15 protein-coding genes are annotated in these 19025 nt (G+C 71.4%); 8 read left to right on the forward strand and 7 right to left on the reverse strand.

Going from position 1 to position 19025, the window contains the following annotated elements:
- Nucleotides 1-70 precede the first annotated feature (70 nt).
- From WME85_RS38875 to WME85_RS38885, 3 genes are read left to right on the forward strand one after another with little or no spacing between them, the layout of a single operon-like run.
- A complete protein-coding gene (locus WME85_RS38875; protein WP_437828386.1) occupies nucleotides 71-721 on the forward strand; it encodes a DUF2760 domain-containing protein in 651 nt (216 codons plus the stop codon).
- Nucleotides 718-2595: an Hsp70 family protein gene (locus WME85_RS38880; protein WP_437828389.1), complete on the forward strand. Its 1878-nt coding sequence runs from the start codon at nucleotides 718-720 to the stop codon at nucleotides 2593-2595. The genes WME85_RS38875 and WME85_RS38880 overlap by 4 nt, the downstream gene beginning before the upstream one ends.
- Nucleotides 2592-3464, forward strand: coding sequence for a transglutaminase family protein (locus WME85_RS38885; protein ID WP_437828391.1), 873 nt, complete (start codon nucleotides 2592-2594; stop codon nucleotides 3462-3464). Before WME85_RS38880 ends, WME85_RS38885 begins: the two co-directional genes overlap by 4 nt.
- A gap of 171 nt (nucleotides 3465-3635) precedes the next feature.
- Here WME85_RS38885 and WME85_RS38890 read toward each other — a convergent pair whose 3' ends face one another.
- Nucleotides 3636-4100, reverse strand: coding sequence for a hypothetical protein (locus tag WME85_RS38890; protein ID WP_437828394.1), 465 nt, complete (start codon nucleotides 4098-4100; stop codon nucleotides 3636-3638).
- A gap of 949 nt (nucleotides 4101-5049) precedes the next feature.
- Here WME85_RS38890 and WME85_RS38895 point away from each other — a divergent pair.
- Nucleotides 5050-6009: an amidohydrolase family protein gene (locus WME85_RS38895; protein ID WP_437828397.1), complete on the forward strand. Its 960-nt coding sequence runs from the start codon at nucleotides 5050-5052 to the stop codon at nucleotides 6007-6009.
- A gap of 205 nt (nucleotides 6010-6214) precedes the next feature.
- On the opposite strand, the gene WME85_RS38900 is transcribed toward WME85_RS38895, so the two are convergent.
- The 3 genes from WME85_RS38900 to WME85_RS38910 all read right to left on the reverse strand — a co-directional run bounded on the left by WME85_RS38900 (nucleotide 6215) and on the right by WME85_RS38910 (nucleotide 10833).
- The gene (locus WME85_RS38900) at nucleotides 6215-8656 is read right to left on the reverse strand and encodes a GH36-type glycosyl hydrolase domain-containing protein (RefSeq protein ID WP_437828399.1); all 2442 of its coding nucleotides are present in this window, start codon (nucleotides 8654-8656) and stop codon (nucleotides 6215-6217) included.
- A gap of 359 nt (nucleotides 8657-9015) precedes the next feature.
- Complete coding sequence (locus WME85_RS38905) at nucleotides 9016-9588, reverse strand: hypothetical protein (RefSeq protein ID WP_437828401.1); 573 nt, start codon at nucleotides 9586-9588, stop codon at nucleotides 9016-9018.
- 732 nt (nucleotides 9589-10320) lie between these two features.
- Nucleotides 10321-10833, reverse strand: a complete 513-nt coding sequence (locus WME85_RS38910) for an OmpA family protein (RefSeq protein ID WP_437828403.1) — start codon at nucleotides 10831-10833, stop codon at nucleotides 10321-10323.
- Between the two features lie 232 nt (nucleotides 10834-11065).
- On the opposite strand from WME85_RS38910, the gene WME85_RS38915 reads away from it, so the two are divergent.
- A complete protein-coding gene (locus tag WME85_RS38915) occupies nucleotides 11066-13948 on the forward strand; it encodes an Hsp70 family protein (RefSeq protein ID WP_437828404.1) in 2883 nt (960 codons plus the stop codon).
- A 564-nt stretch (nucleotides 13949-14512) separates the two neighbouring features.
- Here the strand turns inward: WME85_RS38915 and WME85_RS38920 are convergent.
- Together WME85_RS38920 and WME85_RS38925 are read right to left on the reverse strand one after the other, a co-directional pair.
- Complete coding sequence (locus WME85_RS38920; protein ID WP_437828407.1) at nucleotides 14513-15238, reverse strand: hypothetical protein; 726 nt, start codon at nucleotides 15236-15238, stop codon at nucleotides 14513-14515.
- A 31-nt stretch (nucleotides 15239-15269) separates the two neighbouring features.
- Complete coding sequence (locus WME85_RS38925) at nucleotides 15270-15674, reverse strand: hypothetical protein (protein WP_437828408.1); 405 nt, start codon at nucleotides 15672-15674, stop codon at nucleotides 15270-15272.
- Between the two features lie 419 nt (nucleotides 15675-16093).
- Between WME85_RS38925 and WME85_RS38930 the strand changes: the two genes are divergently transcribed.
- The 3 genes from WME85_RS38930 to WME85_RS38940 all read left to right on the forward strand — a co-directional run bounded on the left by WME85_RS38930 (nucleotide 16094) and on the right by WME85_RS38940 (nucleotide 17794).
- Nucleotides 16094-16363: a hypothetical protein gene (locus WME85_RS38930; RefSeq protein ID WP_437828411.1), complete on the forward strand. Its 270-nt coding sequence runs from the start codon at nucleotides 16094-16096 to the stop codon at nucleotides 16361-16363.
- 672 nt (nucleotides 16364-17035) lie between these two features.
- Nucleotides 17036-17203, forward strand: a complete 168-nt coding sequence (locus WME85_RS38935; protein WP_437828413.1) for a hypothetical protein — start codon at nucleotides 17036-17038, stop codon at nucleotides 17201-17203.
- Nucleotides 17204-17215: 12 nt separating this feature from the next.
- Nucleotides 17216-17794, forward strand: a complete 579-nt coding sequence (locus WME85_RS38940) for a nucleotidyl transferase AbiEii/AbiGii toxin family protein (protein WP_437842474.1) — start codon at nucleotides 17216-17218, stop codon at nucleotides 17792-17794.
- Between the two features lie 5 nt (nucleotides 17795-17799).
- Here the strand turns inward: WME85_RS38940 and WME85_RS38945 are convergent, their stop codons facing one another.
- Nucleotides 17800-18714, reverse strand: coding sequence for a hypothetical protein (locus tag WME85_RS38945; protein WP_437828415.1), 915 nt, complete (start codon nucleotides 18712-18714; stop codon nucleotides 17800-17802).
- Nucleotides 18715-19025: the final 311 nt, after the last annotated feature.

The following is a 19025-nucleotide window of genomic DNA, read 5'->3' on the forward strand; positions in this document are numbered from 1 at the left end:
GGACAGGCGCGCTCCTGCCCCGCTCGCCGGTCTCTGTACCGATCGCAACGCTCGGCGTTAGGCTCTCGCCGTGGCCGACCTCCACGATCCCCCGCTTCCCTGGTCCACGCGGCTCTGGTTCGCGTTCGCGTGCTTCTTCCGCGTGCTGTTCGATCCCCAGTTCGCCGCGCGGGCCTGGCAGGCGCGCGAGGCCGCCGCCCTGCCGCCGGCCGGGCGCCGTGAGCCGGAGCAGCTCGAGCGAGCTCGTGAAGGCGGCGCGCCGCCGCTCGCTGAGGCCCCGGAGACCGCGAAGAAGGAGCCCGCCCCCGCGCCGCGCGCCACGCCCGCGCCGCCCGCGCCGCCCGCCGCGAGCTCGGCGCTCCAGCTGCTCGCGCTGCTCCAGCGCGAGGGGCGGCTGGTCGACTTCCTCGAGCAGGACATCGCTTCCTTCGGCGACGCGGACGTCGGCGTGGCGGCGAGGATGGTCCACGAGGGCTGCCGCAAGGCGCTGCGCGGCCACGCGAAGCTCGCGCCCGTGCGGCGCGAGGACGAGGGGGCCAGGGTCACGCTGGAGGCCGGCTACAACCCGTCCGAGATCAAGCTCATCGGCAACGTGTCCGGAAGCGCGCCATACCGAGGGGTGCTGCGCCACCGGGGCTGGCGCGCCGACGAGCTCTCGCTGCCGACGCCGGTCGCCGGCCACGACGCCAGCATCATCGCCCCCGCGGAGGTCGAGCTATGAGCGCGCGCTACACCATCGGCATCGATCTCGGCACGACGCACTGCGCGCTCTCCTACGCGCGCCTGCCCGAGGAAGGCGCCGATCCGCGGCTCACGCCCTCGCCCGAGGTGCTGGCGGTCCCGCAGCTCGTCGCGCAGGGCACGCTCGAGGCGCGGCCGCTCCTGCCCTCGTTCATGTACATCCCCCACGAGAGCGAGGGTCTCCAGGCGCTGCCGTGGGACGCCGAGCGGCGGTTCGTCGTCGGCGAGCACGCGCGCGCGCGGGGGGTCGACGCGCCGGCGCGCCTCATCTCGAGCGCGAAGAGCTGGCTCTGCCACCCCGGCATCGACCGGCGCGGGCCGACGCTGCCGGTCGGCGCGCCCGAGGACATCGAGAAGATCTCGCCGGTCGAGGCGTCGTGGCGCTACCTCGAGCACCTCACCGAGGCGTGGGACCACCTGTTCGCGAAGGACGACCCGGAGCTCGCCCTCGCGAAGCAGGAGATCGTGATCACGGTGCCCGCGTCGTTCGACGCCGCCGCGCGCGAGCTCACGGTCGAGGCGGCGAGCGCCGCGGGCTTCGAGGACCTCACGCTGCTGGAGGAGCCGCAGGCCGCCGTGTACGCGTGGATCGACGCCGCCGGCGAGGCGTGGCGCAAGCACCTCCAGCCGGGCGACGTGCTGCTCGTGGTCGACGTCGGCGGCGGTACGACCGATTTCTCCGCCATCGCCGCGGTCCCGCGCGACGGCTCGCTCGAGCTCGTCCGCGTGGCGGTCGGCGATCACATCCTGCTCGGCGGCGACAACATGGACCTCGCCCTCGCGCACGTGGTGAAGGCGAAGCTCGCGGCCGAGGGCAAGGAGCTCGACCGCTGGCAGATGACGTCCCTCACCTACGCGGCGCGCGTCGCGAAGGAGCGGCTGCTCGGCGATCCGTCGCTGAACGAGGCGCCGATCGTGATCGCGGGCCGCGGGTCGAAGCTGCTCGGGGCGTCGATCCGGACAGAGCTCACGCGCGACGAGATCACGCGGACGCTCGTCGACGGGTTCTTCCCCGAGGTTCCCTCCTCCGCGCGCCCCGCGACCCGCGCGCGCGCCGGCCTGACGCAGCTCGGCCTGCCGTACGCGCAGGACCCGGCGATCACCCGCCACCTCGCGGCCTTCCTTGGCCGTCAGGCCGGCGCGACGTCGCGGCTCGAGGGCTTCGTCCCGCGGGAGGCGGCGAGCGCCGAGTCCGGCCGCGCACCGCTGCTCCTGCACCCGACGGCGGTGCTCTTCAACGGGGGCGTCATGAAGAGCGCGGCGCTGCGCGAGCGGCTCGTCGCGACGCTCGGCGCATGGCTCGAGGAGGACGGCGCGCCGCGGCCGCGGGTGCTCCCGATCGACGACCTGGACCTCGCCGTCGCGCGCGGGGCCGCTGCCTACGGCCTGGCGCGGCGGGGCCGAGGGCTCCGGATCCGCGGCGGGACGGCGCGCGCCTACTACGTGGGCATCGAGGGGGCCGTGCCCGCGGTGCCCGGCCTGGAGCCGCCGATCACGGCGCTCTGCCTCGCGCCGTTCGGCATGGAGGAGGGCACCGAGGCGACGCTGCCGCCGCAGGAGTTCGGGGTGGTGGTCGGCGAGCCGGTGCGCTTCCGCTTCTTCAGCTCGTCGGTGCGCCGGGACGACCTGGCCGGGGCCGAGCTCGAGCACTGGAAGCCCGGCGAGCTCGAGGAGCTCTCGCCCATCGAGGTCACCTTGCCCGCGGAGGGGCGTCGCGAGGGGGACATGGTGCCGGTGCAGCTGCGCGCCTCGGTCACCGAGGTGGGGACGCTGCTCCTGGAGGCGATCCCCCGCGAGGCGCAGAAGGCGAACGAGCGCTGGCGGATCGAGCTGTCCGTGCGCTCCGAGGCGTGACGAGCCGCAAGCTACGTGTCGTCCACACGACGACATATACCTACAATCACCCGGTAGAGCGCAGCGTCCACAAGCTGCATCTGTGTCCGATGTACGACTGGGACCAGCGTGTGCTCTCGCACACGCTCGCGATCGACCCCGAGGTCCCCACGGTCGAGTTCGAAGACATCTTCGGAAACTGGGCCACGCGCTTCGAGGTCACCACCCCGTATACAGCGCTCAGGATCTCGGCCGACTCCACCGTGGAGTTGCTCGACGCCGACCCGTTCGCGTTCGCGAAGAAGAGGAGCCGGCCCGCGTTTCCCCTCGTCTGGATGCCCTGGGAGCAGGCGATGATCGCGCCGTACGTGCGCCCCGTCGAGCTCCCCGACCCCCAGCGCCAGGAGCTCTTCGACTATGCGATGTCGTTCGTCGAGCGGAATGACGCGGACCTGCTGGAGACGCTCTTCGCGATCAACCTGACGCTCTTTCGCGAATACCAGTACGTGCCGGGCTCGACCAGCCTGACGACCACCCCTCACGACGTCTTCGTGAACCGGCGCGGGGTCTGTCAGGATTTCGCCAACCTGTTCATCTGCCTGGCGCGGCTCCTGGGCATTCCGGCGCGCTATGTGTGCGGGTACATCTATACAGGCAATGTCAGCACGAACCGCGCCAGGTCCGATGCGACGCACGCGTGGGTGCAGCTGTATCTCCCGAACATCGGCTGGAAGGGGTTCGACCCGACGAACGGCGTGCTGGCCAGCCTCGATCACGTGCGCGTCAGCTACGGCCGCAACACCCTGGACGCCCCCCCCACGGCGGGGACGCTCTACACACCGGCCACCGAGACGATGACCGTCGACGTGACCGTGTCCGAGGTGGAATAGCCGTCTGCGCGGGCTCGCCCGCGCTCGCCACGGCGCGTCGGAGCGCCGAGGAGCGCCGGCGGTGGACGCGAAAACGGCCGCAGGGAGACAGTCGCCTGCCTGCCCCTGCGGCCGCGGTGCGGATCGCCGGAGGTCGAGCGGACCGGGCCGCGAGACCTCAGCGCGTCGAGATCACTCCTCGCCCATGTCCTGGATGCAGGCGGTGCCCTCGTCCGCACATGCGCCATCCGCGGTGGTGGCCGCCGTGGTGCCGCACTCCGAACACGCGTCGTCCGCCGCCTCCTCCGTGGTACAGGCGGTGTAGCAGGGGTCGCCCTCCGCCGCGCCGCAGGCCTCGCAGATACACGCCGTGAGCGCGGTGTACTTCTCCACCGAGGACTCGCACAGCTCGTTCGGGTCGGCCCCCCTGAGGAGGGGCGCCGAGCAGGTCACACACTCTGCGCCCTCGCCGCCCGAGCCGCCGCCGCCCTCGTCGCTGCCGCCCGAGCCGCCGCCGCCCTCGTCGCTGCCGCCCGTGCCGGTCGTGGCGGAGGTGCTGCTGCTCGCGGTGGTCCCGCCGCCCGTGCCGCCCGTGACGCCCGTGTCGTCGTCCCCGCACCCTGCGGAGAGCGCGGTCGCGCCCAGCATGAGAGCCATCGAGCCAATGCTAAGAAGATTGATGCTACGCATGATGTCCTCCAGCGCGCTTGAACGAGCGCCAGTCTTCGAGAGTCGCTTTGTCAGCCGGTCCCACCGGCGCATGCCCGTCACGGCGTCCCCGCCGCGCCGGCGGTGGCACCCTACTCCACCCGGGCTGTGACGCTCAACTATCTCGAGCGGCGCACGAAATCGACTTTCGGCGCCTGGCCCCCCCGGGCGACCAAAGCATCATGACATGAGCGCCGGCGAGGAAGAGACCGGCGGGGCCCGCGCGGCTCGGGGATCGCCCTACGCCGGCGTCCCGCCGTGGCAGAACGGCAGTCGCCGTTCGTGAGCCGAGCGCATCGCCGCGGTGCGGGCACCCGCGATCGCATGCGCCGCGGGCCGCGGAGGGCGCGGGGCGTCGCCCCGGATCCAGCAAGCCGCGAGTTCCAAGCTTTCTTGTGCCCCACGAGACACTGCGCGGCGAAGCTCGGACTGGCCCTGCGCGCGACCGGCGGTTTGCGGCGTCACGCCGCCTGGATGGCACCAGCGAATCTGGAGATCGGGGCGGACCTCGCCGGGAGCGCTCCCCGAAGGTGGACAACGCGAAGGTGGAAGTTGAAAAGCGCTCGTGTTAGCGGCCCAGCGACGCCGGAGATGCTATGATCAACGGCGCGACATCGCAGCCGCCCGCGGCCGCAGATCCGGACATCGCTCTGCGGCTTCCGGCGCTGCGCGCCAGCGACACGGCCCCATGTGCGCCGCGGAGCTCCCGCGGCGCGCGCGGCTAGCCGAGAGCCGGTCGCGCACTGCCTGCGCACGTTCGCGCGTTGTCCGCGCGCTGTTCTCACCTTGTCCGCGCGCTGTTCTCGCATTGTTCTCGCATTGTTCTCGCGCTGTTCTCGCGCTGTTCTCGCACTGTTCTCGCACTGTTCGCACATTTCAGGTCACCGGGGAGGCCACGATGAGCTTTCGGTTGCGCGTGTGTCTGTTGGCGACGCTCGCGGGCCTCTGCGCCTGCGCGAGCGCGCCCGTGCAGTGGCCTCCTCCGGAAGAGTCGCCGGAGCCCCCGCCCGCACGGGAGATCAACGCGATCGCGCGGCCGGACGCCGCGCACGCCGTGGCGATCGTCGGCGCCACGCTCGTCGACGGCCGGGGAGGCCCGCCCGTGCGGGACGCCGTCGTCGTGGTCCGCGGCGATCGCGTCGTCGCCGCGGGCGCGCGCGGCGCCACGGACGTCCCGGCCGGCGCGGAGGTCGTTCCCGGCGCCGGGCTCTCGGTCCTGCCAGGCCTCATCGACGCACACTTCCACCTCGACGGCGACGACGGGCTGCCCGGGCTGTTCCTGCAGCGCGGCGTGACCTCGCTGCGCGCGCCGGGGCAATGGGTCGAGGCGTACGACGCCGCGCGCAGGCCAGGGCCGGTGCCTCGGCTCTTCCTGGCCGGTCCGCTGCTCGACGGCCCGGTCCGAGCCCGCCCGGAGAGCGCGATGCGGGTGCGCGACGCGGCCGCCCCCACCCTCGCCCTCGTCGAGCGCCGCGCCGGCGGCGACGGCGCGACCGAGGCCCAGGTGCTCGGCTTCGAGAACAGGAGGAGGCCCGCTGGCGCCGCGCGCCGGGCCGGGGTGCGGGTCGTGGTCGGCTCTCACGACACGGCGCCGCGCGCCGAGCGAGGGTGGGCCTACCAGCGCGAGCTGGAGCTGCTCGTCGAGAGCGGGCTGTCGCCCATGGAGGTCCTCGTCGCCGGCACGCTGGAGAACGCCAGGTTCCTCGGCATCGACGACCGGCTCGGCAGCATCCAGCCGGGCAAGCTCGCCGATCTCGTCCTGATCGAGGGCGATCCGCTCGCCGACATCCGGGCGATGCGCCGCGTGAAGCAGGTCATGTTGAACGGGCGCTGGGTCGCCGCACCTGGAGGCGACTGAGCCGCGCGCGCGCCAGCCGAGGCGACCGAGCCGCGCGCGCGCCAGCCGAGGCGACCGAGCCGCGCGCGCTCCGGCCGAGGCGACTGGCCGCATGCGCGCCAGCCGAGGCGACCGAGCCGCGCGCGCGGCTCACCTGCGCCGTCTGTGGGATGTGGCGCGCGCGCCGGCAAGCGCCAGCGCGCGATGCGCCCGGACAGGGGGCCGTTCAGCCCATCTCGACTTCGACGCGCACCGTCTTGCCGGCGGCGGACAGCGGGATGACGTTGCCCGCGACGGGCTTGCCGTCCACGGTCAGCTTCTTCACGCCCTTGCACACCCCCGAGTTCTTGACGCTGATCTCGTAGCTGGCGCCGCGGAAGCGGCGGGAGATGGAGAAGCTCTTCCAGTCCTTGGGGACGCAGGGGTCCAGCTTCAGGCCGTCGTACTGGGGCTGCACGCCCAGGATCCCCTGGCTGACGGACACGAAGGTCCAGGCCGCGGTGCCGGTGAGCCAGGCGTTCTTGGCCTCGCCGAAGACCGGGGCGTCCTTGCCCGCGATCATCTGCGCGTAGACGTAGGGCTCGGCCCGGTACGTCTCGATCTGGCTCTCCTTGGCCGAGGGGCAGATGGAGAGGTAGTACTCGAGCGCGCGCTCGCCCTCGCCCAGCAGACACCAGCCCAGGTGGATCCAGGTGTTGTTGTGGCAGAAGATACCCGCGTTCTCCTTCACGCCCGGCGGGTACGAGGTGACCTCCCCGAGCTCGAGGTGGTAGGTCGAGTACGCCGGCTGCTGCAGCACGATGCCGTTCTTCGTGTAGAGGTGCTTGTGCACGCTCTCCATCGCCTGCCTCGCGCGGCCGTTGTCCGCGCCGGCGCCGCCGAGCACGCACCAGCCCTGGCTCTCGATGAAGATCTTGCCCTCCTCGTTCTCCTTGCTGCCGACCGGCCGGCTCTCGGCGTCGTAGGCGCGGCGGTACCACTCGCCGTCCCAGGCCTCCTTCTCGACCACGGCCAGCATGTCCGCGTAGTGCGCGCGCATGCGGTCCGCGTCGGACTTCTGGCCCATCCAGTCGTACAGGGCGGCCATCTCGCGGCTGGCGTAGAGGAACAGGCCGGCGATCATCACGGACTCGGCCTTCGAGTCCTTCACGTCGCCCGCGGTCTGGAAGCTCTCGTTGGGCTCGGTGCTGAAACAGTTCAGGTTCAGGCAGTCGTTCCAGTCCGCGTGGCCGATGAGCGGCAGGCCGTGCGGGCCCCGCTTCTTCATCGTGTAGGCGATGGACGTCTCCAGGTGGTGCAGGAGGTCCTCCTTGGAGCCCTGCTTGTCGGCGTAGCCCACCGCCGCCTTGAGGATGTCCTTGTCCCCGGTCTCCTTGATGTACGCGCACGTGGAGAGGATGAGCCACAGGTGATCGTCGTAGAAGTCGCCGCCGATGTCGGCGTTCCCCTTCTTCGTCAGCGGCTGGTACTGGTGGTAGCAGGTGCCGTCGCTGAGCTGGGTCGCGGCGATGTCGAGGATGCGCTGGCGGGCGCGCTCGGGGATGAGGTGCACGAAGCCCAGGAGATCCTGGTTCGAGTCGCGGAAGCCCATGCCGCGGCCGATGCCGGTCTCGTACATGCTGGCCGACCGCGAGAGGTTGAAGGTGGCCATGCACTGGTACTGGTTCCAGGTGTTGAGCATGCGCCGCGCGTGCTCGTCCGGGCAGTCGGCCTGGAAGTTCGAGAGGATCCCGGCCCAGTCCTCCTTCAGCTGCGCGAACGCCCCGTCCACCGCGCCGGGCGCGGAGTACTTGGCCAGGATCTCCTTGCCCTTCTGCTTGTTGAGGACGAAGGGCGCCTTGAACTTGGGCAGGTCCCCCTGGTCCACGTACGAGAGCACGAAGCTCAGGGTCTCGCTCGCGCCGGGCTCGAGCGAGAGGCTCACCTGGTGGCTGCCGATCGGGTTCCAGCCGAACGCCTTGGAGTTCGTCGCCTTGCCCTTGGCCGGCACCTGGGCCTCGTGGAGGCCGTGGTGGACGCTGCCGCAGAAGGCGTCGCGGCTCGTGTCGAACCCGTCGACGGCCCGCGTGCACGCGAAGAACGTGTAATGGGAGCGGCGCTCGCGGAACTCGGTCTTGTGGTAGATGGCGCTCCCGTCGATCTCCACCTCGCCGATGGAGTAGGTGCGCTGGTAGTTGGTCATGTCATTGAGCGCCTCGAAGAAGCAGAACTCCTGGAAGGAGAAGAGCTGGATGTCCTTCTTCGCGCCGCTCTTGTTGGTGACCCGGGTGCGCCAGATCTCCACGTTCTCGCCGGGGACGATGAAGAAGAGCACCTCCACCTCGACGCCGTTCTTCTCGCCCGTGATCTTCGTGTAGCCGAGGCCGTGGCGGCACTCGTAGCGATCCAGGGCCGTCTTGACCGGCTTCCACATGGGGTTCCACACGACCCCGCCGTCGTTCACGTACAGGTAGCGCCCGCCGACGTCCATGGGCACGTTGTTGTACCGATAGCGCGTCAGCCGGCGCAGCTTGGCGTCCTTCCAGAACGTGTAGCCGCCCGCCGTGTTGGTGCAGAGGCCGAACATCTCGTCCGAACCCAGGTAGTTGAGCCAGGGCAGCGGCGTGTCGGGCCGGGTGATGACGTACTCGCGGCTCTCGTCGTCGAAGTGGCCGTACTGATTGCTCATGGACGCGCGGTCTCCGTGGGTTCGGTGGAGTCGGAAGCTGGGTCGAAAGCGAAGAGCTTCTTCCCATCAACGGCAGAAAAAAACCCAGCGGCAGAGCTGCCCCGGGTTGGATGAGCCGATGATTGTTGGGTCTGGGGGCCTCCGAGCGAGGAGCTCAGAGGGCCGGCACTCTAGATCCCCGCCCCGCTGCTTGTCAACGGGGCCCGCGGGAGCGTAGGTCGGCGTTTTTCTGGGCGAAATGCGTCACTTCGCTCGGTCACACCCCCGGTGACACGCCATGGCGTGGCCGGTGTGCGGCGGGCGACGCAGTTACAGCATGGCGCGAATTTTACACGACCCTGCCTGTCGTGGTCACGTCGCTACAGATCGTCGTCGGCGAGCACCAGCCTGCCGATGACGACCTGGCGCTGCGTGGTCGGATAGTAGGTCGTGGTGGTGGCCGTGCTCCAGGTGTGCCCGACGATGCCGCCCCACAGGTTCGTATAGACGCGCATCACGCCGTAGCCCGCGCCGGTGTCCCCCCGGCCGCCCGAGGACATCCTGGAGTCGGACGGGCCGTGATGCGTGCTCGTCGAGTCGACCACGCTGACCTCGTACTGGAACGTGCCCACCACGAAGGGGTTGAGCGGAAGCCTCACCCTCGGCGCCCGGCGGAGGATCGCGACGTGCCCGGTCGACGACTCGCCCGCAGGATAACGGAGGACGATGACGTCGCCGGCGCGCGCGTCCTGAGGGTCGTGGATCCTCTCGAATCCATTCTCCTCGACGATGGCGTCATAGTACGTGGCGGCGGTCGGGCTCCGGCTGCCCAGCCAGCCGTTGAATGACGTCTCGGTCCACCCGTAGCTCCGCTTGAGCAGCTCCGTCAAGAAGGTGGCGCACTGCGTCCGGTTCGCGTAACGCCGCGCGCCGGCCACGCCAGCCCAGGACATGAAGCTGGAAGTCGAATACTCGTTGTTCTCAGGATCGAGGTTATCAACGAGGCTCTCCGCCCACCTGAGGTGATCGGCGTCATGCGCGGCGGCGGGCCGCGGCGCCAACCACGATAGCCCCGAAAGAACGAGACAAGCGATCCCCAACGGAAAACGACGAACGCTCGCCATGATCCACCATGCACTGCAATGAGTTGTTCGGACCGGCGCGTCGCACTCAGCGCGCGTATTCCCGTGATGTATTAACCACGATCCGGAGACATCGTTCAATAGAAATTTGCAGCACGAACGAGTTTTGGGAGTCCCTTGTCCCACAGACGCACAGACGGACAGGCATCCTCGCGCGGCGTCCGCCCCGTGCGGCGAAGCAGGCCGCCATGGCAGCCGCGGCCGGCCGCGGGGCACGGACGGCAGCACGCACGCACTACAGCGCGGCCGAGGCGACGCGGGCAGCGAAGGCGGCCAAACGTGACCAGCGCGAGCGGCGCTGAAGTGATGGGGGTAACTGAAGTAACCGACGAGACGGACGAGACCGACGAGACCGACGAGACCGACGAGACCGACGAGACCAGCCCGCTGACGCGCGGGGCGGCGGAAAGCAGTCGATTTCGAGGGAGGAGCTGTGTTAACCTGGCCTGTTTGTCCCGACGCACCGGTGGCGAAGGAGCGAGCGCAGGTGACGTGTTGACCGGGGAAGAAGGAGCGGCGGCGGCCGGACCGGCCCGCCGGGCATCACTTCGTCTTGATGCGGAACTCGACGCGCCGGTTCATGGCGCGGCAGCCCTCGTCGTTCGTGAAGCAGATCGGCGCGCCGGCGCCGTACCCGGGCGCCGTCATCGGCGTCGTGACGCCGCGCTGGACGAGGTAGCGGACCACCGCGTTCGAGCGGCGCTCGGACAGCTTGATGTTGTGCTCCACCGTGCCCTGGTTGTCCGTGTGCCCCTCGACCGTGAGCGCGACGATCTCCGGGTGCGTCCGCAGGATGTTCGCCACCGCGTCGAGCACCGAGAACGACTCGGGCCGGATCTCGTCCTTGTCGAGGTCGTAGAAGATCGGCCGGGCGATCTTGATGCGATCCCCCTCGATGACCGCCTCGGCGGGCGCCGCCGGCTGGACGGGCGCAGGCGGAGGCGGCGGGGGCGGCGGGGCAGCGCTCGCCGCCAACGACATCTCGGCCTTCCCCGACCCGCACCCCGCCGCAAGGACGGCCATGACCACAAGCCAGATCGCTCGGTTCGCTCGCATTTCGCGCCTCTACCACGGGGCATCGCCCGGAAAAAGGACGCTGGCGGCGCGCCGGCACGCGCCGGCACGCGCGGGCATGCGCGGGCACGCGCGGGCATGCGCCGGCACGCCAGCCCCGCGCCGGCGGGCGCCCGCGAGGCTCCCCGCGGCGGCCCGCCGCGGGCGCTGGTGCCCGGGGGGCCCGGGGCGCGCTCGACCTGCGGGCGGAAGGCGCCGCGACGATGCAGTATCGTTGCTGCGCGCACGCATGTCCGCCCTCGCGAAGAACCCGAGCCTGATCGTCGGAGTCGACCTCGGCACCACGCACACGGTCGTGGCGTGGGCCGAGCGCGACGCCGAGCCCGGCGCGATCCGCGTCTTTCCGATCCCGCAGCTCGTGACCGCCACCGAGATCGAGGCGCGCCCGCTGCTGCCTTCGCTGCTCTACGCGCCCCTGCCCGGCGAGGCGCCGGCCGACCCCTTCGGCGACGCGCCCTTCGCCCTCGGCGAGCACGCGCGCCGGCGCGGCGGGGAGGTCCCCGGCCGGCTCATCGCCTCGGCCAAGAGCTGGCTCTGCCACCCCGCCGTCGACCGCACGGCGCCCATTCTGCCGTGGGGCGCGGACGACGACGCGGCCGCCCTGCCGCGCGTGTCGCCGCTCGACGCGAGCGCGCGGATCCTCGCCCACGTGCGGCGCACCTGGGACGACGCCTTCCCGGAGCGCCCGCTCGCGGAGCAGGAGGTCGTGCTCACCGTGCCGGCCTCGTTCGACCAGGTCGCGCGCGAGCTCACCGTCGAGGCGGCCCGCCGCGCCGGACTGTCGGCGCGGCTCCTCGAGGAGCCGCAGGCCGCGTTCTACGACTTCATGCGGCTCGCGGGCGCGCAGGGCCTCGACGACCTGCTCGCCCGCTCGGGCGGCGAGGCGCTGGTCCTCGTCTGCGACGTCGGCGGCGGCACCACCGATCTGTCGCTCATCCGGGTCGCCCGGGGCGCCGGGGCCGCCGGCGCTCCCCCCGTCGAGGTCGCGCGTGTCGCCGTCGGCCACCACCTGCTGCTCGGCGGCGACAACATGGACCTCGCGCTCGCCCACCTCTGCGAGCCGCGCCTCGTGGGCGCCGGCGAGAAGCTCGACCCGGCGCGCTTCGGGCAGCTCGTGCTCGCCTGCCGCGCCGCCAAGGAGCGCCTGCTCGGCGGCGGCGCGGAGACCAGCGCCGGCGGCGCCGCGCCCGCGCCGCCGGACGAGGCGCCGGTCACCGTGCTCTCGCACGGCGCGCGGCTCGTCGGCGGCGCGCTGACGACGCGCCTCGGCCGCGCGGAGGTCGAGGGCGTCGTGCTCGACGGCTTCTTCCCGGAGGCGCCGGCGGACGCGCGCCCGCAGCGCGGGCGGGGCGGGCTCGTCGCGTTCGGCCTGCCGTACGAGCGCGACGTGGCGATCACCCGGCACGTGGCCTGGTTCTTCGCGCGCCACGCCCCCGGGTCGCGCGGGCCGACCGCGCTGCTCCTGAACGGCGGCGTCTTCCGCGCGCGCCGCGTCGCCGAGCGGCTCGCGCGCGCCATCGAGCGCTGGGGCGGCCCGCCGCTCGACGTGCTGCCGTACGCCGATCCCGACCTCGCCGTGGCGCGGGGCGCGGTCGCCTACGGGCTCGCGCTCGCGGGCCGCGGCGTGCGCATCGAGGGCGGCGCGGCGCGCGGCTACTACGTCGGGCTCGAGCCGCCCGCCGGCGGGGGGCCGCGGCCCGCTGTCTGCGTCGTGCCGCGCGGCGCGAAGGAGGGCAGCGTGCACGCCGCGGCTGGGCGGACGTTCGCGCTCGTCGTGGGCCGCCCGGTCCGGTTCGACCTGTTCGCGTCGGACGACGCGCGCGCCGATCGCGCGGGCGATATCGTCCCGCTCGACGAGGACCGGTTCGAGGCCCTGCCGCCGGTCGCGGTGGCGTTCGACGCCGGGGACGCGGCGCGCGCGCGCGCTGAAGACGGCAAGCGGGCGGAGGTGCGCGTCCAGATCGAGGGGGAGCTCACCGCGATCGGCACGCTCGATCTCGCCTGCGTCGAGGTGGGCGCCCCGGCGCCGCGCCGCTTCCGGCTCGCGTTCCAGCTGCGCGAGGAAGGCCGCGGCGCGCGCGCCGGCGAGGCCGAGGGGGGCGCGCCGGCGGAGCGGGCGCCGGGGAGGCCGCACGCCGCGGCGACGCCCGGCGGCAAGCGGCTCGACGAGGCGCGGGAGACGATCGAGCGGGTGTTCGGCAAGGGGCGGCCCGACGTCGCGCCGCGGGAGGTGAAGAACCTCGTCCGCGAGCTCGAGCGCGTCCTCGGCGAGCGCGCCGCCTGGACGACGGAGACCGCGCGGGCGCTGTTCGACACGCTCGCGCCGAGCGCGCGGTCGCGGCGGCGCTCGGCCGATCACGAGCGCGTGTTCTGGTCGCTCGCCGGCTACTGCCTCCGGCCTGGCTTCGGCGACGCGGGCGACCCGGCGCGCGTCGCCGCGCTGGCGCCGCTCTTCGCCGAGAAGCTCGCGTTCCCGCAGGAGGCGCGCTCCTGGCAGCAGTTCTGGATCGCGTGGCGCCGCGTGGCGGGCGGGCTCGACGAGGCGCTGCAGGTGGCGATCCGGGACCTGGCCGATCCGTTCCTGGCCCCGGCCGAGCAGCGGCTGAAGAAGCCGAAGGGGGTGAAGCCGGAGGCGCTCGACGACCTGCTCGAGCTGTGCGCGTCGCTCGAGCGCGTGCCGGCTGGCCGGCGGAGCGAGCTCGGCGCCTGGGTCCTCGAGCGCACGTGGACGGACCGCGACGCGCGGCTCTGGGCGGCGATCGGCCGCATCGGCGCGCGCGTCCCCGCCTACGCGAGCGTGCACCACGTCGTGTCGCCGGCGGCGGCCGAGCGGTGGCTCGACCACCTGCTGCGCGAGAAGTGGGAGGAGCTGCCGTCGGCCGCGCCCGCCGCGGTGCAGCTCGCGCGCCGGACCGGCGACCGGGCGCGCGACGTGTCGGACCGGACCCGCGGCGAGGTGGAGCGGCGGCTCGTCAAGGCAGGCGCGCCGGAGGCGTGGGTCAGGGCCGTGCGCGAGGTGGTCGCCGTCGAGGAGGCCGAGCGCGCGGCGTTCTTCGGAGAGGGGCTGCCGGTGGGGCTGCGGCTGGTGGGGGAGTAGGGGCTGCTCCGGTGCGCGTCAGGATGGCTCGGCGGCGAGCTCACGGCTCCGACGCCGCCCGCTGCACGTCGGCAATGAGCCTCTGCCACGCAGGAAGCTCGTTGAGCGGACCGTCGGTATCGAGGCGCTGGAGCAGAACGGCAGGGTGTTCCGAGAAGATGTCATTGAGCCGCTGGCCCGCTTGCCCCTTGTATCCAAAGCCGCGTCTAGGCTGACCGCGAGGCGCTCCTTGGGAGTCGGTGACCCCGGAGGTGCCTTGACGGTCACAGGCTTGCTCCGGCGACAGAGCCTCAGCTCCAGAAGGTGCAGGCGCCGTCCACGCACCCGCAGGCGAGCCCCGGGCTCGTGCAGTCGCAGGTCGAGATCCCGTCGCTCACGGCGGGGTGCTAGCCGGCGGGGAAGGGCGCTGCGCGCCGGTAAAGGGGATCGCGCGGAACGCGCCAGGGGTGTCACCTCAGAGAGGCGCGTCGACCGAGACCGGTCCTGTGGCAGGCTGCTCGTCGCCTACGGGATGCAGGAGGTGCTGCGCGATCGAGCGTCCTGCGCCGCCGAGGCTGCCAGGCATTACAGGACCTCGAACCCCTTTATCTCGAAAGAGCCGACAAGGCGCTCGTCGGCACCCGAGATGAGCACTTCGTCTGCGAGCTGCATGTCGAGGGTGAAGGTCGTGTTCGCCGCCAGTACCAGCCAGTGGAACCACAGTCCGTCGGGTACCCTGCGGTACCAGACCTGAATGGGCATGCTGCCCACGCTGATCTTCGTCATCCTGAAGGGCGCCGGAGCGCTCGGGTTATTTCCGTTCCAGACCTTGATCCATTGATCCGAAACGTGGGAGTTGACCTGGCGCGGTTCCAACGCCCAGACGGGCGCCACACATTGACCATTCTGGCCCATGAAGCCGAAGCCGCTCCCCTTGCCGTCACCGGGGTCAACCAAGCAGTCGGTCGCCGGATTGGTGAGCACCGGATTGGTGAAGGACAGGTGGTAGTGACCGTAGCCCGAATCGTCGTCCACATTGATGAGCTTGGACCCGCCGCCACCGATGAGGCATTGTTGACGATACATCCAGCACGTAGCGCCCGGGCCTCCACAAGTAGCAATATCTCCATTGACGAGTCGCGACCAGACCGCGAACGAGGTCCTGGCCTCGGCGAAGACATTGCCCAGCGATATGGGGTCGTCGAAGGTGATCGGGCAGCCCGCCTCGGCAGGGCTGGCCGACAGCGCCGCGAAGAATCCGAGCGAAGCGGCCAACGAGCCGCGCAGCAACGATCGAGACGTGATTTTCATGGGTCTCTCCGGCTTCCTCTGAGTTGGATCATCAGTGGGCGGCCACGAGCTCATCGAGCTCGCGCATCGCCTTCACGGCGATCTCCGCGTCTGCGTAGTGAGCGGCGGTGACGTAATCGCCCATGAGCCTCCGCCGCTCTGGCCCTTCAGGAGTGGCCTTGATCTTGGCGAGCAGCTCCGGGAGATCCGTCTGCAAGGCGCGGCGCTTGACGGCGGCCCGCGCCTCGCGCCGCGCGGCCTGCATCTTCTCGACCTCCTCGGCGCTGGCCGCCTTGGCGACGGCGACCTGCGCGCTCCCCGGCTCGCGCGAGAGCTCCTTCTGTGCTGGCTCCTGGGCCTCCTTGGGTTGCGCGAAGGCGTCGATCGGTTGTTCCTGTTCTACGCCGACCGTGCACGCGCCCAGCAGGGCGGCGGCCACGAAGATCGCAATTCTCATGATGTCTCCACTCCGATTGTCTTTTGCCCCGCTGTCGAGCCCGGCAAAAGTGATGTTGTTCGTTCCCGCCGTCATCCAGGCAATATGGCGCGAACTCTGGTGCTCCGCGCCGTCCGGAGCGTTGTGTGCAACGCGCATACCAGCGGTGCTCCCCTCGCCAGTCGCCGGCTCCGGGCGCGGCTCCCCGCAGCGCGAAGACGCGGCCAATTCAGCCCGAAGTGCGCACCTCGGCGGCGCGCTAGGCCCTCGCGTTCGCGGCCAACGGCCGATGCGCGCGAGCAGCATATCGCGGCCCGCGGCGTGACATGTCGCGGCCCGCGGCGTGACATGTCACGGCCCGCAGCGTGACATGTCACGCCGCGGGCCGTGATATGGCACTGCGCGCGCGCGATATGTCACGGCAGCTCGCACCACCAGGGGTGCCTCGCTCGCGGAAGCGAGCGCGTCACGAGCTCTCGACGAAGCCGCTCGCGGATCTCGGCTACAGCTCGCCGCTCCTCGCCAACGGGACGCGCCTCCTCGTCTTCAGCAACAGCTCGCCCTCGATCGCCGTCCTCGACGCCTCCGACCTCGACGAGCTGACGTACGAAAAGAAGGGCGAGCTCTCGTCGTACAGCCACCGGCTGACGGTCTCCGGCGACCTCGCGCTCTGGTACCACGGGCTCGAGGTCGTCGACCTCGGCGACTGATCCGCGGGCCGCCCCTTCGCCGCGCGCTGCTCGTCACGGGCAGCGCCGCGAACGATGCCTGGGCGCAAGACTGGCCAGGCCCCGAAGGCAACATCGAGCTTCAAAGCGACGGAGCGAAGCTTACGCTGCTCGGAGTGGAGATCCCGCTCGGCAGGGTCAAGGTGACGTTCGTCGACCAGGAGCGCATCGCGGCCATGATCCGCGAGGCTATCCAGAGGGCCGGGGCGACGGGCGAACCTGCAGAGGTACGCTTCGAGAACGAGCGTATCATCGAGGAATTCCTCGACTGGCCTCGGCCGGTAGACCGGCTCTACGACGTCGCTTCGACGCAGGCCGGGTACTTCACGCTGGGCCAGGCGGTCGAGGCTGGCTTCGTCGCTGTCACCCAGATGGAGACCGAGCTGCGCGTCGAGCGCTGCGGCAGCGACGTCTTCCGCCTCGTCCAGTTCCTCCCCGTCCGAGCACGAGGACCTCGTCCTCCTCTGGCTACAGACCGAGAAGCAAGGCGTCTTCTCGCACGACACCGCCCTCGCGCTCCACCAGCTCTCCGATATCCTACCAAGCCGGCGGCACGTCACTGTCCCGTCGGGCTGGGAGCTTCCGTCGAGCGCGCGCCTGGACCGAGGCACGGTGCTTCACCACGCGGAAGTCGGCTCGTCGGAGATCGCATGGATGAGCCCGATCCCGCTCACAAAACCGCTGCGAACGATCCGGGACTGTATCGAGAAGGGCGTCTCCCCGGAGTTCATCGAGCAAGCCATCTCCGAGGCGCTCGCGCGCGGGATGATCACCCAGGCCGAGGTGCAGGACCTCCGGCTCGCGAGCGCGCGTTCTGCATGACGCCGCCGAGGTATCCGTCGCCAGACCCGTGACATCGACCTCGCCTTGCACGGTCGCCTCGACGATCTGCTCGTCGAGCTGCGCCTCGTCGGCCAGCGCGACCTCGACGACTTTCTCGCCTTCGACATCACACCCGATCCGAGACACCCGACCATGGAGGGCGAGGGCATCGTCTACGAGGGTTTGCGCTTCCGCGCACAGGCCCGGCTCGCCGGCGAGGTCTATGGAGATCCCGTCGGCCTCGACATAGCGGTCGGCGATCGCATGCTGGTGCGTCCCGAGACCCGGACAGGCGATGATTTTTTCGCCTTCGCTGCGCTGCCCCCCACCACGCTGCGCGTGTATGCGCGCGAGGTGCACGTCGCCGAGAAGCTGCACGCGTTCACGCTACCCCGCTCGCGCGAGAACTCGCGCGTGAAGGATCTCCCTGATCTCGCGCTGCTCGCCACCACGGGGCCGTTCCAGAGCGTGCTGCTTCGCGAGGCCATCCACGCCACCTTCACCCATCGCGGGTCGCACGCGGTTCCGGCCGCGGCGTCGGGCCGCCGCGCGCGCCTCCCGGGCGCGCGCGCCCCCTGCTCCCTTCGGTGACCGCCTCAGTTCCAGAAGGAGCAGACGCCGTCCACGCACCCGCAGGCGAGCCCCGGGCTCGTGCAGTCGCAGGTCGAGATCCCCTCGCTCACGGCGGGGTTATGGCAGACCTCCCCGCCGCAGCCGCCGACGGCGCAGTCGGCGTCCGAGGCGCAGGCGTCGCCGGAGTTACGGATGCAGAGCCCGCTGACCGGCGTCCTGTCGCCCGACGCGTCCGCGATGCACGCCTCGAGCTCTCGCGTCTGCCGCCAGCCGCACTCGCCCGACGCGCCGCGCTCGCACACCCCGTGCTCCGCGTAACATGCGTACTCGTCACGGTACTCGCACGTGGTGGCCACGGCCTCGTCCGCGCAGACCTGACCGCTGCAGCCGGTCACCACGCACGGCGCCGGCTCGCCGCCCCCGAGGCACGCCTCGAGCTCTCGCGTCTGCCGCCAGCCGCACTCGCCCGACGCGCCGCGCTCGCAGACCCCGTGCTCCGCGTAACACGCGTACTCCTCGCGGTACTCGCAGTCCGTGACGACATCCTCGTCCGCGCAGACCTGACCGCTGCAGCCGGTCACCACGCACGGCGCCGGCTCGCCGCCCCCGAGGCACGCCTCGAGCTCCGGCGTCTGCCGCCAGCCACACTCGCCCGACGCGCCGCGCTCGCACACCCCGTGCTCCGCGTAGCACGCGTATTCCTCGCGGTACTCGCACGTGGTGATCACGCCCTCATCCGCATCCGCGCAGACCTGACCGCTACAGCCGGTCACCACGCACGCCGCGGGCTCGCCGCCCGCGGACCCGCCGCCCCCAGGCCCGGGCCCCCCGTCGCCCGGGGGCTGACAGCCTTTGCCCTTGGCGCCGGTGAGCAGGGGGACGAAGAGCATGAACATCCCAAGAACAAGCCGGTGACGTTTGCTGAACAGTTCCATCATCAAGCCTCCTGTCGAACGATCGACCGTGCCACCCGACAGCCGCCGGCGCCAGGCTCGCCTGTCGCTCCACAGCCCCGTGTCCAGGCATCCCCGGCGCGCGAACGCGACGCTCCCGCCAGCGCGAGCAGCTCCGGCCAGGAGCGCGAGCCACTCCGCCAGACCCCGAGAGCCCACCCCGGGATCTGGGCGTGAGGGCGGCGGCGCACCCTTTGCGGGCAGGTGGAGGCACACCGCGGCATCCCGCTGGCTGCACATTCTGGCACAAGGCGGACGGAGACCGCGAAAACTCACGGGTTTTCTGGGCGATCCAC

It is taken from the genome of Sorangium sp. So ce1153 (genome assembly GCF_051521595.1).
In the GTDB taxonomy this organism is placed as follows: domain Bacteria; phylum Myxococcota_A; class Polyangia; order Polyangiales; family Polyangiaceae; genus Sorangium.

Excerpts from the sequence above, each read along its gene's own strand:
- WME85_RS38905 (WP_437828401.1), bottom strand. The coding sequence starts at position 9,588 with ATGTCCTGGGCTGGCGTGGCCGGCGCGCGGCGTTACGCGAACCGGACG.
- WME85_RS38935 (WP_437828413.1), top strand. The coding sequence starts at position 17,036 with ATGAGCCCGATCCCGCTCACAAAACCGCTGCGAACGATCCGGGACTGT.
- WME85_RS38895 (WP_437828397.1), top strand. The coding sequence starts at position 5,050 with ATGAGCTTTCGGTTGCGCGTGTGTCTGTTGGCGACGCTCGCGGGCCTC.
- WME85_RS38920 (WP_437828407.1), bottom strand. The coding sequence starts at position 15,238 with ATGAAAATCACGTCTCGATCGTTGCTGCGCGGCTCGTTGGCCGCTTCG.
- WME85_RS38880 (WP_437828389.1), top strand. The coding sequence starts at position 718 with ATGAGCGCGCGCTACACCATCGGCATCGATCTCGGCACGACGCACTGC.
- WME85_RS38945 (WP_437828415.1), bottom strand. The coding sequence starts at position 18,714 with ATGATGGAACTGTTCAGCAAACGTCACCGGCTTGTTCTTGGGATGTTC.
- WME85_RS38890 (WP_437828394.1), bottom strand. The coding sequence starts at position 4,100 with ATGGCTCTCATGCTGGGCGCGACCGCGCTCTCCGCAGGGTGCGGGGAC.
- WME85_RS38910 (WP_437828403.1), bottom strand. The coding sequence starts at position 10,833 with ATGCGAGCGAACCGAGCGATCTGGCTTGTGGTCATGGCCGTCCTTGCG.
- WME85_RS38925 (WP_437828408.1), bottom strand. The coding sequence starts at position 15,674 with ATGAGAATTGCGATCTTCGTGGCCGCCGCCCTGCTGGGCGCGTGCACG.
- WME85_RS38900 (WP_437828399.1), bottom strand. The coding sequence starts at position 8,656 with ATGAGCAATCAGTACGGCCACTTCGACGACGAGAGCCGCGAGTACGTC.